Source organism: Chitinophaga nivalis, from assembly GCF_025989125.1.
Taxonomy (GTDB): Bacteria; Bacteroidota; Bacteroidia; order Chitinophagales; family Chitinophagaceae; genus Chitinophaga; species Chitinophaga nivalis.
On the sequence record NZ_JAPDNR010000001.1, the window covers coordinates 7,232,852 to 7,249,501 of the forward strand.

Here is a 16,650-nt window from a genome sequence, read left to right on the forward strand (position 1 = left end):
ATCTTCCATAAAAAAACCTTACCATCTTTATTCGTAAAGCGGGTAAGGTTTTTTTATACCGGTATCGGCTCAACGTAGTTTTAACCTGTTTTCTGCCATACCGGAGATAGCCCATCTTTCGGTGCGCTGCCCCTGCTTCCAGCTTGTATTTTCCAGCGGAGACAACACTACAGCGGCACTGCGTAAAGCGGCGCCATTGATATACGACAACGCTTTAGCGAGGCAGCTTTCCTCCGGATCTCCAAAATCTTTGGTGACGTCATCTGCACCCGGAAAATCAACCGGCATCCCTTCATAGTAATCTCCTTTCTTCTCTGCATTTAAGATCCGGAACTGCGACAGATGCACGGTAAATACATCTATACCGATCCCAAAATAACCCACAGGTTTTCCGTAGGTTTTACTACCTACCAGCTTTACATCTGCATACGGCTTAAAACTATTTATTAACAGCTCACTGGCAGAAGCGGTGATACCACTCACAATAAATACAATACTGCGGCTGCCCGGAAAGGATCCTTTTTTGGCAAACCGGTACGTATTCCTGGCTACAGAAAAATCAACATCTGCATACGTTGCTTTTCTGCCATTGATATATACCGGTTGGTGATTATTATCGAGATAAGGAATGCTTTGCAGGATAGGCGCCTTTCCTTGCTGCAACAGGGTATTGTAATGCTCTTCATACATCACCGCACCATGGATGGCCGGCGGCGCCATGAGATTGGCAACATATTCTGCAGTTTCTACGTAGCCGCCATTGTTGTACCGGAGATCAACAATCAGGCTGTTGACGCCTTCGTTGGCAAACTGATTAAATACAGCTTCTATACTGGTTTTCGCACGGAGCAGCGCACTAAATCTCGCCAATGCCACATAGCCCACTTTCCTGCCACCCGCTGCCAGGATCGCAGATTTGAATACCGGTGCAGCATGATATACTTTGGGGTGCAGGGTTACATGAAAGCTTTCGCCCGACTGTTTTTGTAAATGAATACCCAGCGCAGTACCGGCGAGTAACTCTTGTATAATATTGTTGTTTAAAGGCACCTGTACGCCATCTATAGCAGTTACGCGCATCCCTCTTTTAATGCCTGCTTCCGCTGCCGGGGAACCGGCTTCCACATAGCTAACGTATACCGAATTTTCCGTCAGCAGGGATAAGCCCAATCCCATATCATTACCTGTTCCTTCCATATCTACGGCGGCCCGGCGGCCTGTGATAATATTACCTGCCGCCAGATAGGAATACAAGGGGCGGTCATCACCTGACCGGTATTCGTAAGGTTTTTGGGTTTGCGGATTTATCGCCAGTGCCGTCAGCGCATTCAACTCCCTGCGAAGATCCGACAGGTCTGAACCAGAGCCGGCATAGCTACGTGGATTGAACTGATGGTAATCCGGTAGTGCCTCGTACCACAGATAGGTTTCTTTAGCATACAGATAAAGAGAATCCAGGCTTAACTGCAGACGTGTACCTTCCGCAGGTGCCGGTGGACCTGGCTGATCCTCTTTTTTACACGCGGTAAAAAAGAGGATCAGCAGCATCAATACATAAACGAACTTTCTTGTCCATAAAAACGGGATGTCTTGCATAAACCGGATCATCGTTTATTATTTTACAATGGTAACTACTCAATGGGATCCTTGCTTATGACTATCTTCCGGTTCTTCCGGTTTTTCCTGCAGATATTGCGTAATCACTTTTGTGATGGCTGCTTTTCTCTCCGTACCGGTGAAAGGTTTGTCTTGCAGTTCATCCAGCTTTTCAAAAAGGTACTTACCATCTATCCTGTTTTGCAGCGTTACCTTGTCTGTTACCTTCATTTTATCTGACCATACCTGTCGTACTTCCTGCCAGTATTCCGCGATGGCGTTTGTCCAGAAGGCCCGGGCTTTGGCACAGTCGCTGTCTGGCAGCCGTACATATTTGTTGTAGCCTTTTTCTTCTGCCAGTAAACTATCTGCGGTACCGCTTTTACGGATAATCTTTTTGTTATCCTGCTCATGCAGATACCCATCGGCAGCAACCGTAATCCTATTGGTACGGTTCAGTATATTATAGTCTTTCCTCGTGGTATATTCCCGACGTGGCAATGGTGCATCTGTGGTATTCAGCCAGAAAGTCTGTTTATTGGCCTGTACCCAGGCAGAAGAGCCCACATATCGCGGTGCATCGCTCACTTCCCATACAGACTGCGTCCATTCACCTTTTACATCCGCCAGTGGAACACGTACCTTTCTCCATTCTTTGGCATTGGTATATTGCCATCTTTCTGTTTGCTCATACTCCCAGTCTTCCCGCCAGTGCTTAATTACTGTGCCTTTGTCATCAGGGATTACCAGCAAATGCTGGATGACATATTTATTTTTGGATGTTGCTATGGGATAGGCATACTCTGTAACAGCAAAGTTATCCATCGGATGTGCATACTTCTTGTGTACCGTGTCATGGGTGAATGTTTCCGCATAGTTAAACGTAACAGCAAAGCAGCCGCAAAGTTTTTTGATCGCTTCCTCATCCTGTTTCTTTTGTGCCATTATGCTACCCGCAAAGAGCATAGCGGTAGCGGTGATGATTGCTGATTTCAACATGTTTTCTCTTGTTTAAACTGACTGAATTTTATAAATACAATATGATCTTATTATTTTCCGATACGATATCCCAATCGGAGGTAAGCACTTCGCCCATAACCGGCATATAAGGTTCTCAGATCTCCCCGATAATGTTCCTGGCCATCTGTTGGGTGAAAGTTGATTTCCTTTACCCCCAGTAGATTCCGGACGCCGATGCTGGCCTCCAGCTGATTATTGAAAAAGGATTGGCCTGCATTTATATCGAGCATATGAAAAGCGGGGGCCCGGTTATGTACCCTGATCAGGGCCGGTGCAGGCAACTCCCGTTCAAAAGAATAGACGGGCTGCCGGCCGGTAAAACGATAGTTGGCGTGTAGCCAGTATCCGTTGGAGAAAGTATAGGTAACCGCTGCTGTCGCCTGTGTATGAAAAAGATATTTATCATACTGGCTGGCATGGGCATAATCGTTTCCTTTCAGACCGGTGAGGAAAATCCCTGTTACTACCTGCAGGTGTGTACTACTGGCTGTTAGTGTTACTTTATTCAACCAGGAATATTGTTTATTTAAGTTGGCATATTGAAACACCTCCTGTGTAGGTATCCGGTATGGCATGGCCACGATGATGATACGGTCTTTCAGTTCCCGGAAGCCGGACTGCACGGCTATTTGCACACGGGTATTACCGGTATGCCGGTAGCGGTATTGCCAGGTCAGCAACACGGCATTTCCTGTTTCCGGTTTCAGGGCTTCATTCCCTTCCAGCAGGTTAAACTCATTTTCCAGATAAGTAAATAACTCCCTGTGATTAGGAAAGCGGCGTACCTGTTCCAGTGTCAATTGCAGGTTGCTTTTCGGGTTCAGGTCATAATTCATCGATAGTGATACAGTGGGATAAGCTTTAGACAGTCCATTACCGGCTAATCTAAACCCTGGCTGCCATGCAAACCGACGAAATACCTGCCATTGAAAAAAGGTGAATCCGGCGATGGAAAACACACTGCGATCTATTTCGCGGCTGAGATAAGTCCCGGGAGCCACTGCAATAAATCCGTTGGTTCGATCCATCTCCAGCCCCGCCTGCCACTTTATATTATCGGTCAGTGCTTTTTCCAGTCCTGCCCTGGCATAAAATGTTTTAGTTGCATAGAGGGTGGTTAGTGTGACGTCTTCCAGCGACTTATTATTTTCCGTATTGACCTTACCGATCCCTCTTTTGGTACTGCCTTCCTGCAAAGACAGATCTATATTAAATGCAGCTCCCTTCCACCAACTCCCCCGGAGGTTGATATGATGATTGGTCCGGCGGTTGACATAACGATTATCGGTAGCCGCGTATAGCGGTAAGGGCTCATTACCGGCAAACTCCTGTTCTACACCATGGCCATAGAAGGTCAGGTCTGTATTAAAATGGCTGCAGGTATAATAAGCAGACCAGGTTTTGCTTTGGAACGCCAGATAGGCGGCTGCATTCCAGGCGGTATAAGGCGACCATTCATAGCCTCTTTGATAAGATGGACCCGAAGTATAGTCATCACCGTTAAAGGCGCCTCTATGCCCATTAAAACGATTTCTCACCCCACTAACACCAACAGATAGCTGCCTCGATAACTGATGATTGACGGATAAACCTTGTACATGCCGCCCCCTGGCGCCATGACCGAAGCGCAGGTTATATTCATCTCCCACACTTTCTTCCTGTAGAAAAGCACGTAACGTCGTTTTTTCCGCGTCTCCCCCTTTATGGGTAATGATATTGGCAATACCTGTCAGGGTACCACTGCCATAGGCCACGCCTAACGGCGCCTGCGTGATCAGGATGGAATCCACATTGGCCAGGGGAATACTGCTGATATCTACACGGCCGCCAAACATATCAGCGCCTCCTATGGGAATACCGTTGACCAGTATTTTAAAATACCGGCTGTCCAGATCAAATACCCGGGTACGCGCACCACCATCAGCCGGGTACTGTTCCGTTTCTATATTTAGTTCATACCGGAGCACATCGGTCAGACTAACGGCGCCCATCTTATGTATATACGCCTTATCAATCACCTTCACGCCGGCAAAAGCAGTATCTGTAAAAGCCATAGCAGGACGCCGGGATTCCTGCGCCTGTGCATATCCGGACAAGAGCCACCCGCACAGTATACCCGCTGCTGTAATAATGCTGATTCGCATCTGAATAATTAATATAGTAGTCAATTACCTCCTCCCCTGGTTATTGTGAGAAATCCAGACCATTCGTAAATGGCCTGGATTTATATCACAAGGAAGGTTTCAATGCTCAGAGACTGGCAATCCTTGTATATCTGTATTTGATACCGTTGTTAACAGGGTTGCTGGTGCTGCTGGTAGTCAGGTTATCGAATTTCAGTTTGTACACGTTACCGTTAGCCAGTTTAATTACATAAAATCTGTCCACAAAAATCCGGTAGTTACCCATGTCGAGGTTTCTCCAGTATTGACCGATTTCCTCCTGGCTGGCCAGACTAAATTTAGCATCATCAATATTGGCTGCATTAAATGACAGGAACTGACTCTCGATGGAATTAGCCACGTTCAATGCAGGGTCACTGCTGCCTGAACCGGAGAAGTTCGGATCAAAAGGACCAGGAGAACCAGCAGTGCTCGCAGTTGTTTGTACGCGATATACCTGTACACCGGTGTTATTGTTCAATACCACTCCTTTCAGCGGGAATGCATAGGAATCTGTACCACCACTGATGTAACGTCTGAGGGTAACAGAACTTAAACCCAGGTTCCAATCGGCTATAGCCGGTTGTACAACCGGTACGAGACCAGCGCCTAACTTAACAAACTGATACTGGTGTGTATTGTTTTTGGTTACACCTACAGCAGAGATGGCGCTGCCGGGGAAAACCCAACCACCACTGCTGGGTGGTGTGATAGGACGGTAACGCACACCATAGCCGGTAGCCGTTGCATTCACTTCTACCAGGAAATACTCCACGGTTACAGGAGCTGCACTGGTATCCGGATGTACCTGCACAGGCGGCACCTTCATTAAATACACTTTATTCGTCGTCGTCGGTGTGCCGATTACAAATTGTCCATCGCGGTGCAAATCAAACGTAGAGATAGCGCCCATATTAGCGAATCCGCCGTTGATAGAATCGTAAGCAGCTGTCAGCTGTGCCGTGCTACCTACACTGCCAGTAATGGTAGTTCTGCCGGCCAGGTGAACGGCCTGTGTTTTTACGGAGTAATTGAGGATAACCCGGCTAAGACCTGTGCCGTCCCAAAAACCGAGGGTCCAGGCATCTTTCTTAGAGGCTTTGGCATTGGCGGATGAGGTGAAATCAAACCAGGCCTGAGAGTTATCCAGGTCAGGGGTTGCACCCGGAACGATATTGGATAGGTTGGCAGGGCCGATAGTACGGGTAGTAATAGGTTCTGTTACCGGCGTATAGGCAGCCGTGCGGTTGTTAAGGCTCAGTTTAGCGGAGTCCAGGTCATTTTGTTTATTACATGCGGTGCCCGCGACCAGTGCTACCAGTCCAAAAAAGGTAAGATATCTAAGGTTCATGATCTTGAATTACGATTGTTTAAAAATGAATTTTCATATATGGATTTCCTTGTGATTTTTTGCTTAATTCGCTACCGTTATTTCCACCTCACCTACCGATGACCATGCCTCTACAAAACAATCATTGCATGTGCCCTGGGCGTCCTGTGTTTTCTTGCTGATAATGAGTTTGCGCAACGGTTGCGTAATATGTTTTTCCTGGGTGCTTAAACTAACCTGTGTCAGTTTTTTGTAATCGCTCAGGTCCAGGGTAGCGCCGGGAAAGTCAATCTCATTGATGCCGATTGCTTCCAGCGTTTCCTTATGTTGCGCGATATGCAGTAAATCGCTGAAGGTGGCTCTTCTGGCGTTAATGGAGAAAGCACCATAGCTCAGATAGCGGAGCGGCGCCAGGGTAGCCAGATCTATTGCATTGGGCAGATCAATATTTGCGAGGCTGAACTTACCCGGTGTAATGTTAGAGAGTTCAAGTTTTTTCAGTTTTATGAGAGAGCGATCCGGTAATATGGCACCGTTAATAGCAAACTGGCTGTATGGTTCATTCAGTCCTTCAGGGATGGTAGCACCACCAAAACCAGACAACTTTACTTCGTCTACTTCCCGGTTCGTTTCGCTACCAATCGTTAAGAAGAAAGCATTTACTTCTTTTGCTTCAATCACCACCCGCTTTGCGCCCGGAAGTGCGGCATCTCCTATTCCTCCATACCTGCCGGTAAACACGACCTTTGTCAGGTGTTGTTTATTGGGTAGTAATACCGTCGTGAGATTTTCTGCGATCGACCTGGGTATCACCAATGTTTCCAATAAATCATACCTGCCGGTGAAATCGAGTACTTCTCCCCATTTACCCGCTGTAATCACCAGGTGTTTCAGCTGCCGGAGCTGCTCTATTTTCAATTCATTTTTATAGCCGATTTTTAAGGACTCCAGGCCTGTCAGGCTGTTGAGGTCTGCTATCTCATCCACAATGGTGGCTTCCAGCTTTTTAACCCCTTTGAATTTCCGGATGTTTACCAACGTGGTAGGCCATGCCACCAGGCTGTCTACCCGTTCAATATCTGCCCGGGAAAAACGATTCGGTTTGCCGGTAATCGGTTTAATGTTATAATTCGCCGCTAAAAATCTGGTGAGCGTTTCTATAAAACTTTGTTGTCCGGGTACAGGCGTCGTATCAAATTCTACTTCTTCGGCATTGTAGCTGGCCTTTGCATCTTCCAGTTCCCGCTGCAGTTTTGCCTTCCGGGGCAATTGATCACTAACGAGCTTCAGTTTATTTTCCAGCTGTTTATATGCTTCCTGGAAGTTTAATTCCGGATTGGTACGCAAGGCGCCGATCGCCGGGATGATATCCTTTATCTGCTTCACCCCTTCCAGCAACACGGTCAGCCGGGTTTTCGTGCCGTTATCCGTGACCTTTTCCAAAAGCCTTCCGAGTGAAGCGATATCATCTTCTTTAATCACCGGTTGCTCCGCTACTTCATTGATTCTTTGTTCGGTGAGGACGTTGTAGTCAATACTTTCCTGGTTGTTTTTTTTGCAGGCAAAAAGCAGCATCAGTAAAAGCAAGGGTAATAAGTATATTTTATTCATCTTCATGATCAATCTTTCATTTTGAAATTCCTGTTAATTAAATATGCTGTAAGAGAGTTTTAAAAAATAACTGCGGCCATAGTACAGGCGCATGGTTCTTTGCGGATTCAGGTGCATGTTATCCGGCTTATTCACCGGCTTGTATTGGATATCCGTTACATCAAACAGGTTTCTGACACCCACACGTATATCCAGTTTTTTCCGGAAGATGGCTTTCGCAATATTGATATCCAGGTTATGATAGGGATCCGTCTGATTCAGTATTTTAATGAAACCGTCGGGGGATTCCACAAAAACATACAGCGGTTGTTTGCCTACGTAGCGGTAAAATGCCGCCGCCCTGATATCCAGTGGCAATACGTAGGTAAACTGGGCAGTAGCCTGCGTATTCAGCAACAGTTTATTATAGTCATCAACGGATTTGTTGTCGTCGCCCCGATACCCGAGCAAGGAACCCGCCAATTGTAAATTGAATTTATCAGACACCAGGTTCACGTTTACCTGGTTCAACAGGCCATTGTATTTATTTTCATTGGTATAGGTATTTCTTCCGGTCACGGAGTTATCGTCCGGTGTGCGGTAGGTAATGGTGATGATCCGGTCTGTGATGTACTGGAACATCGAGCTGAGGTTGGTTTCCAGGTTAAGGTGGGCGCCCAGCGCTTTTTTGTATGTCCATTGCAGCTCTGCTGATCTGCCGTATTCGGGCCGCAGATCCGGATTGCCCCGGTAATCGTGTATACTGTTGACATACCAGGAATACAACTCTTCGTAATTGGGAAACCGCGTAGAAGTACCGATGATCAGTCGCAGATCGTGGTGCTCGTTGATGATATAACGGGTCGTGACAGACTGATTCGTGCGCATTTTTAGCTTATTGCTGTAGTTGACCCGAAAGCCGGGCCGGATCATCAACGACTTGGATACATGCCATTCTGCTGAGGTATAGGCCGATCCGGTAAACAGCGTTTGTTCGATGGGATTGCTGAGCGACACATCTCCAAACCAGTTGGTATATCCCTGATTACCGGTGGTATTATCCATTTCAAAGCCTACGTTATAATCCAGCTTATCTGTTACAATAGGTTTCAGCAAGGTGCCCTTCGCATAAAAACCCTGCGACTGATAATGCTTCTCCCAATCTGTTGCTTTTATTTTTTCACTGCCGGGAATACCATTGGCCTTATCGATTACCGAATTATCGAACAGGTTAATTGCCTGGCGGCGGTGTTCCAATCCGTTTTTCTGGAAGGAAACATCCAATGAATAATAAGCATCTTTCCAAAAGTCGCCCCGTACACTCAGGTGATGATTATATCGGTGGGTACGATAATCATTATTGACAGAAGCGTTGATCATTAACTGCTCATCTTTCAGCAAAAACCCCATCGCCCGGTGATCGAAATTGGTGAGGTTGGAACTAAAATAATTGAACTTATAAAAGAGATTGAGCCCCTTACCTGTACGGGATATATAGACATTCCCATTCCAGGACTCCTTGGGCGACCACTCATATCCGCGTTTCGGTGCATCATAGGGATCAATCGTCTTCGTCACGATGCCGGCGCCTTCATACTGGCCCCAGTAGCCATTAAACCGGTCACGGGAGACTGAGCCGCCGACAGACAGGTTGCTCATTAATTGATGGCTTACATTCAGCTTTTGTATATGCCGGCCTTTAGCACTGGTACCAAAGTCAGTATTGTATTCGTTTCTGACTGTTTCTTCTTGTATTTCCAATGTCAGATCCGTTTTGTTTTTTGCATTTTTTTTTGTGATGATATTAATCACACCGGAAATACTATTGGCGCCATATTCCACCCCCATTGCACCTTTCACAATTTCCACCCGCTCTACGTCATCCAGGCTGATGGTAGACAGATCTACATCACTACCCATGTTTTCATCACCGGCAATAGGAATATTATCCATCAGTATTTTCATATACTGGCTATTGAGGCCCAGTACCCTGATCTTCGATCTGCCGGTACCGGATTGATTCTCGATTTCAATGTTCAACTGTTGTTTCAGTAACTCCGCTACTGTACTCACAGCCATGTTTTGTATTTGTTTTTTATCGATGACTTCTACCCGGTAGATTGATTTATTTAATGCCTGCGGCTTATATTGTCCCGTCACTACTACGGGGTTGAGCATATTATTACGCTCACCGGCATTCCGAAGGGTTAGCTGCAGCGTAACCGTTTGATTTGCGGTAATAACTACGGCCTGACGGTTGCCTTCATAACTCACATGCGACAACTCCAGTACATACTTTCCGGCCTCGATCTGTTGAATTAAAAAATGGCCCTGCTTATCTGTAGTTGTTTTATAACGGCCACCAGCCAACGAAACAGTAACACCTGCCACCGGCAATTTTCCGGCATCTGTAATGGTTCCCTGCAGCGAGCCCTTTCCGGCCCTGGCAGGTTTTATAGCCACGGTATGTCCTGATTGCTGAAAAGACAATCCCGTTTGTGTACCCAGTTGTGTTAAAATATCTCCCACAGTACCGGAGGTGGCTGATAGGGATACCGACTGTGATAATTCCTTATCCAAACCACTATAAATAAAATGGATGCCGGCTTTTTCCTGCAGCTGCTGTAGTACCGCTTTCACGGTAAGCCGCCGGGGGATGATGTTAACGGCTGGTTGTTGCGCCTGTAATACATAGCAGCACAAGCACATGCAGCAGGCCATATATAGTCTGATACCTTTGATTACTACACTCATTTTTTTATTCCTCGTTAATTACTTATTTATTCAGGGATGCGCACACCGACGATGTCATCTTTATGTGTAAATTTTAGTGCAGTACTGAATTCCAGCATGGATAAAACCTTTTCCAGCGACAGATTATCTACAGTAGCCGTGAGCGGCATATTCCAATCAATATTTCCTTTTGGTATAAACTGTACACCATAATATGCTCCCAGTCGTTTCAATACCTGGCTCAGTGGCAGGTTATCAAAACGCAGGATACCTTTTGTCCATCCGGTTACCTGGGCACCGGCCGGGAAATCCCCGACGCTGGTGACCAGTCCCCGGGACTTATTATACAGCAATTCCTGTCCTGGTTTTAACTGACGGGTAGTATTATTGGCAGCGGCAAACTGTATGCAGCCCGTAGTCAGCATAACACTGATGAACGGATCACTGGCCGTATTACGTACATTGAACGTAGTACCCAATACCCGAATGGTAGTGCCGGAACTATGCACCATAAAAGGCTGTTCCGGGCGACGGGCTACCTCTAAAAATATCTCGCCTTCTGTGAGATGAATGTCTCTGGTATTACCATCAAAATTTTCCGGAAACTGTATGGTACTTCCGCTCATGAGATGTACCACACTACTGTCGGCCAGTAATATGCGCGAGCGGCTACCTTTGGGAGCGGTATAGGTTTTTAATTGTGCCGCCACCTGTTGTGTGGTAACAGTTGTCACATGAGACCGGAAGAATAAACCACCGGTAACCAGCAGCCCTATCATACATGCTGCTGCGGCAGCAGCTACCCACATCTTATATATACGTGTACGGCGTTTCCCGATACCCGGATGTTGCATCAGTTTTTGCCAGATTTCCTGCTCCAGTGCCGGATCAGCAACCGGTACGATATCATTGCCTTCCGTAAAGAAATTGTCCTCCTGTTCCAGCCATGCAGTAATGATTTTCTTTTCCTCCAGGCTACATGCTCCAGCATGGTAACGTCTGATCAATTCCGGATTTATATGTTGCATACAACTACATATACCAGAAAAGGCGGGATACCCTTGTGAAAAAAATAACATTTCCCGATTGCGTAAATGGGCACATAAAAATTTCCGATTCGCATAGGAGATCTTTCGGAAAATTACATACCCGGATGCTTCCGGATGTATTTAAGTGCTTTGGTGAGATGGTATTCAACGGTCTTTACTGCAATGCCCATGCGCAAGGCAATTTCTTTATGGGTCAGCGATTCGTAGCGGCTCATCACAAAAATGCTGCGGGCTGGTTCTTTCAGGAATGCTATTTTCTTTTCCAGCTGATCACGCATTTCATGGTACACATAATGATCATGGGGGGTATTATAGGCTTCATCAGATATATCAGCAGCGGTAATGCCCAATTGTTCAGACATGGCGTCTTTACGGTCCCGTGCATGCTTAAACACCTGGTATTTGGCTGCCTTTGAGAGGTATTTTTCCAGGCTCACGGCATCCCGTAAAGCCATTTTTCTTTCCCATAGGGTAACAAAAATATTCTGCACCATATCTTTCGCCGTATCCGCATCCTGCGTATACCGGAAGCATATGGCATATACCATTGCCCAATATCTCTTAAAGATAAGGGTGAACTCTTCATGACTATATATATCTTCGTATGTTCTCAAACGTTAGGACAGAATAGGTTACATAATGCCGGTATACTGGCTGCCTGCGGATTATTGAGTATAGAAAACATATCAGGCATCACTTTCGGCATGTGTAAAATTTAACGAAACCCATCAACAAGCAGCTGTAATGGTTTAATCAGAAAGAATGTATTTTAAGGTTTTCCGGCAGCAGATGGCCCGATTGCCTTTTGAACGGCGCTCTACCACAACCTGCCTTATAAAACAGACAGGTATAGCCTCGGTATGCTACTTTCAGCGGGATAAAGTTGGTACATTCCAAATATGATTTGTTTGCAAAACGGGAATTTGATTTATTTAAAAAGGAATTTTTCTTATTCCATACGGCGCTTATTCAATTATCTATATAAAGACGATTACTTGTTCAGGTATCCTGACAGCCATTACCGGAGATTTTCGTTCAGTTGTAGTTGACATTACCTGTTACAGATAAAATATCCGTTCTTATAAGTACGTAAAATGGTCTTGCCAGTAGCCGTTTTCCACAACAACCAACACACAGACAGCACGTGTAGATTATCGGGCAACCGATATATGCGGGGATTGGGGCAAATAGCCTGATTTTAAAACGGTTATGCCTTTCTCCGTTATCTATGTAGTAATCAGGCTTTGTCAACTCATTATTATTTCCTACATTCAGTATGTTAATCCTGCGAACCTGTAATACTAACGCCAACAAGTTTCTCTCTCACTTTAAATAAACTGTTATGAAAAAAGTCCATGAAAAAAAACTCCGTCTTGGTAAAGTAAAAGTTGCTACACTTACCCAGGCAACAGCAACAATCGGGAAAGAACGCATATGCGTAACTTCCGTTGAAGACAACAGCTGTCCCTTCATCTCGCGCATTGAGACCCGTTGCTTTTGTTAATTGACTGATTTGATGGCGATGCCATCTAATGGCATTTTGCAAACCTGTTTTCACGTGGTCCCACCCAATAGGTGGGGCCCCTCTGATCCCATTGTACACCGGCCAGGTTTATTGGGGTTAAACTGATCTTGTGGTGACTACGTTTAATAATAAGTAAAGGTACGCTCCACCATCAGAAAAGGGATTCCGTCCTGATAACCTACCATGGGTAGTATACCATAAAGAAAAATAAGCAGCAGCTTTTTACAATTTTCCATGCGACGCCTTTAATAGGCCTGTCATTGTTGATCGATTCAGATAAAAAATAACACTAAAACGCTACTACCAATCCTGCGTAGCAGCTGAAGGCATAAATGTTCCCCTCGCTTGTTGCCGTAGAAACAGGCGTATATTTTACCGGCTCAAATCCTTACCTGAATGGGATGGTATCGTTTTCGTATTCATGATGCTGCTTTTTGGAAGAAAAGCTGATTTTATCATAAACCATATTACCCGGAATATAAAACCGGGGCTAGCCATGGCTGCAGCTCCCTCATACATGTGAAATACCCGCAGAAATACCTGCTGTACGTGTGCATCTTTCGAACAGGCTCCCAACATTTTTTTCAACCCCCAGGACATCACAGATGCACCTCGCGCACGTTTCCCTTTTGTTTGCGGATAACTGAGATCAATAACACTTGTCAGCATCCAGGGCAGATCCAGGTGATTGATTAGCTGGCGCTGAAATGCCAATGTAAAGCCTTTGGCATTGTCCGCAGCATTGGCCAGATATTGCTGTAATTCCGCTACGTGACAGGCCGCCACGGTGATGCCTTGTCCGAAAACCGGATTAAATACACATACCGCATCTCCTACAACGACTAATCCATCAGGCAACGATGCCAGTTGTTCATAGTACCTTCGCCGGGTCTTTACTACTTTGTATAGCTTGGCCGGACCAATTGGCTGCTGATGAACAATCTGGTTATAAATATCCGGCTTGGGTAGTGAAGCGGCAAACGCTACATATCCGGCCTCGTCTGTCGGGGCATAATCGTCAAAATACCCGGTCAGGGTAACCATCAACTGGTTTCCTTGTACTTTCGACAGGAAACCGCCCCGCCAGGAATGTGGATATTCGGGATAAATGGCCAGGACCTTCCAGTCTTCTTTAAAATTCTCCGGGAAAGGATACAGATTGGTCGTATAACCGACGTTTATTTCGACCTCTTCTTCCGGGGGCTTTGTATAACCTATATTTTCCAGCCACTCCGGCGTCTGGGAGCCACGGCCGCCTGCATCGACTACCAGATCAGCAGTCAGGGATGTTACATTGCCATTCGGCTCCCGCAACTGTATGCCGTTGATACGGGTTTTATCGTCGTTTACCAGCAACCCTGCCACATGCCTATCATCCTGTATCACAACGTTCGTATATCCGGCCAGTAACCGGCGTTTGACATGAAACTCCGTATATGGGCGTGCGGAGATCAATGTATAAAGGCCACTCGTAAAACGTGGCCGCCAGGCGCCATGGAAAAACCAGGCTAAATCTGCGCCCGCATCTACCCGACCGCCTCCTTCTGCAATTATTTCTGCTATAATACCCGGGAACCAGTTGTCCAGCAAGTCGATGCCTTTTCCCAAAACAATATGCTGGTGATATCCTTGCGGCACTGTTTTATGCGGAACAGGCGTATCCGTCAGGGTATCTTTTTCAAGGACGGTTACTTTTTCAAAATGGTCTGCCAATACGCGGGCTGCCAGTAATCCGGTGATACTTCCGCCTATGACGATGGCGTGATGCCGGGAAGATTGCTGATCCATAAATGATTATCTTTTAAGGGGGATTACTTTGAGGTCTGTCGTTACATTTAATAATACTACTATAAGCAATAATTATATTGTTTTCATCTTGCTGATTTTTACTGCCTGTTACACTAACGGACATGGTTGTATATAGCCTAAAAAACGGTATGCCACTGTAAACGTGTTTTACGCTGTGCACCCATCAAACAGGGCTAACAGCATTAAACACGCCTTCCTAAATATACCTGCGCTTACTGTTATCCGCATTCAGCATATGAATACTCCAATACCCCTGCACCTATTTCCCCTTTCCGGGAGCCACCTGTTTTTTAATAGTAAAAGCTAATATAATTGAATTCCGGAAAATAGGAAAGATTACCAGTGGGTTGTTATACCGGGCGATTAAAATATATTTTATTTTTCAGATAGATGATCTTTGATTGCTTCACACCCAGGTTCACCATATACAGCAGCTGTTAATTGCTAAACTGTGGCTATTATTATTGCGTTACATAACGAACGTAAATACCTCAAAACAGTAACCGACGGGTATAGTCCCAATAATCTGTTATACCTTCCGGAAGGTCCTTAAAACACTACGCCTTCACACTATGTGTGAGGGCGTAGTTTGTTCGCTTCCTTTGGAAACCCTATTAATAATATTTTGACTGCTCCAGGAATTGCAGGATAGCTGCCTGGTCTGCATAATCCAGGCTGATGATATCTTTTACTGCCTGGCGTTTATCTTTGGCATGCTGATAATAGGATTTACAAATAGTATAACCCATAAAATATCCCAGGTCGCCCATTGTCTTTGAAGTAGCCCCATTATACAACCAATTGGAAATATCCACGCCCAACATTTCCTTTTTGAATTGTTGTTTTAATGTGTCTTCATTTTTCCGGCCATACTCCAGATAGAGATGTGTTAGTGGCTCCTTCAACACCAATTCCGTAATAAAATCACAGGCTCCTTCACTAATGGCTTGTCCCAACAGTATTACACCTTCTCTTTTTTGTTGGGTATGTACGTACTCGTGAATAACAACAGGAACGATATTGTCGGAGGTTTTAGAGGCAAAGAAGTGTTCCAGTCTTTTGTCGGAAAATTCTGATATATCGGTATATTTATTACCCATGGTGATTTCAGATCCGATTAACACCAGCGAATCCTGTGTGGTACCTGCCGCACGAATAGCGGTAATGGTGAAAAAGATCTTTGCCGGGCGAAAATCCGGATACAATTGCCTGAATTGCTGAATATACTTTTCAATAGCAGGTATCTGTGGTTTTATCCGCAGGGTATTTCCCCTTATTGATTGCCAGAACTTAGGGTACTTATTGACACTTTCCACCAATTTGGCCGCATCAAATTTCCGCAGTTCCATAAAATACTTTAAGCCTTCCGTTGCCTGATCCGTATACAACGATTTCATGAATGCTATTTGCTGGTCTTTTTCCTTTGTGGTTTGAACGCTGTCAAAAGCCCGCCAGAAATTATCAATATCCGATGTAAAAACATGGGAGGCTTGTTGCCCTTTCGCTGTAAAACCGGGGGTAAGAAAAAAGATAAATGCCATTAAACAGGCAGGCATGGCCTTGTGCAGTAATCCGGTGTTCTTTCTCATTTAATAACGCTATTGTTTTATTATCCGCTAACTTTGGTTGCTACTGATTCTTCGGGCATAGAAAACAGCGCTGTAAAATAAATAAACTTATCTATTGGTAGTATATTTCTCCGTTCCATTATAAAAAAAATATACAGCCGGTTACTCCGCTATCTCAATACCATTATATATATCCGGTTCATAAAAAAATAAAATACTTTTCTTGTAACTACGTATATCCAAACAAGTTATCCTTTCAAAACAATAA

At 45.2% G+C, this 16,650-nt stretch carries 11 protein-coding genes; 1 reads left to right on the forward strand and 10 read right to left on the reverse strand.

Annotated features, from left to right (window positions below; genetic code table 11):
- Positions 1–69 precede the first annotated feature (69 nt).
- From OL444_RS26450 to OL444_RS26490, 9 genes are all read right to left on the reverse strand, one after another.
- On the reverse strand, positions 70–1,608 hold the full coding sequence (locus OL444_RS26450) for a S41 family peptidase (RefSeq protein WP_264728484.1): 1,539 nt from the start codon (positions 1,606–1,608) through the stop codon (positions 70–72).
- Between the two features lie 27 nt (positions 1,609–1,635).
- Positions 1,636–2,595 carry a DUF6607 family protein gene (locus OL444_RS26455; protein WP_264728481.1) on the reverse strand — a complete coding sequence of 320 codons (960 nt, stop codon included), beginning with the start codon at positions 2,593–2,595 and terminating at the stop codon, positions 1,636–1,638.
- Between the two features lie 50 nt (positions 2,596–2,645).
- Positions 2,646–4,760 (reverse strand): TonB-dependent receptor plug domain-containing protein, encoded by a 2,115-nt coding sequence (locus tag OL444_RS26460; RefSeq protein WP_264728479.1) that lies wholly within the window; start codon positions 4,758–4,760, stop codon positions 2,646–2,648.
- A 106-nt stretch (positions 4,761–4,866) separates the two neighbouring features.
- Entirely contained in the window at positions 4,867–6,129 is a 1,263-nt protein-coding gene (locus OL444_RS26465) for an HmuY family protein (protein WP_264728477.1), read from the reverse strand.
- A gap of 63 nt (positions 6,130–6,192) precedes the next feature.
- Positions 6,193–7,725 (reverse strand): hypothetical protein, encoded by a 1,533-nt coding sequence (locus OL444_RS26470; RefSeq protein WP_264728475.1) that lies wholly within the window; start codon positions 7,723–7,725, stop codon positions 6,193–6,195.
- A gap of 27 nt (positions 7,726–7,752) precedes the next feature.
- Positions 7,753–10,452 carry a TonB-dependent receptor gene (locus tag OL444_RS26475; RefSeq protein ID WP_264728473.1) on the reverse strand — a complete coding sequence of 900 codons (2,700 nt, stop codon included), beginning with the start codon at positions 10,450–10,452 and terminating at the stop codon, positions 7,753–7,755.
- A 26-nt stretch (positions 10,453–10,478) separates the two neighbouring features.
- Positions 10,479–11,459: a FecR family protein gene (locus OL444_RS26480; protein ID WP_264728471.1), complete on the reverse strand. Its 981-nt coding sequence runs from the start codon at positions 11,457–11,459 to the stop codon at positions 10,479–10,481.
- 113 nt (positions 11,460–11,572) lie between these two features.
- The gene (locus OL444_RS26485) at positions 11,573–12,094 is read right to left on the reverse strand and encodes a sigma-70 family RNA polymerase sigma factor (protein ID WP_264728469.1); all 522 of its coding nucleotides are present in this window, start codon (positions 12,092–12,094) and stop codon (positions 11,573–11,575) included.
- 1,283 nt (positions 12,095–13,377) lie between these two features.
- On the reverse strand, positions 13,378–14,793 hold the full coding sequence (locus OL444_RS26490) for an FAD-dependent oxidoreductase (RefSeq protein ID WP_264728467.1): 1,416 nt from the start codon (positions 14,791–14,793) through the stop codon (positions 13,378–13,380).
- A 472-nt stretch (positions 14,794–15,265) separates the two neighbouring features.
- Between OL444_RS26490 and OL444_RS32045 the strand changes: the two genes are divergently transcribed.
- Positions 15,266–15,367 (forward strand): DUF3892 domain-containing protein, encoded by a 102-nt coding sequence (locus OL444_RS32045; RefSeq protein ID WP_371878102.1) that lies wholly within the window; start codon positions 15,266–15,268, stop codon positions 15,365–15,367.
- Positions 15,368–15,428: 61 nt separating this feature from the next.
- On the opposite strand, the gene OL444_RS26495 is transcribed toward OL444_RS32045, so the two are convergent.
- Positions 15,429–16,403, reverse strand: a complete 975-nt coding sequence (locus OL444_RS26495) for a gliding motility protein GldB-related protein (protein WP_264728465.1) — start codon at positions 16,401–16,403, stop codon at positions 15,429–15,431.
- Positions 16,404–16,650: the final 247 nt, after the last annotated feature.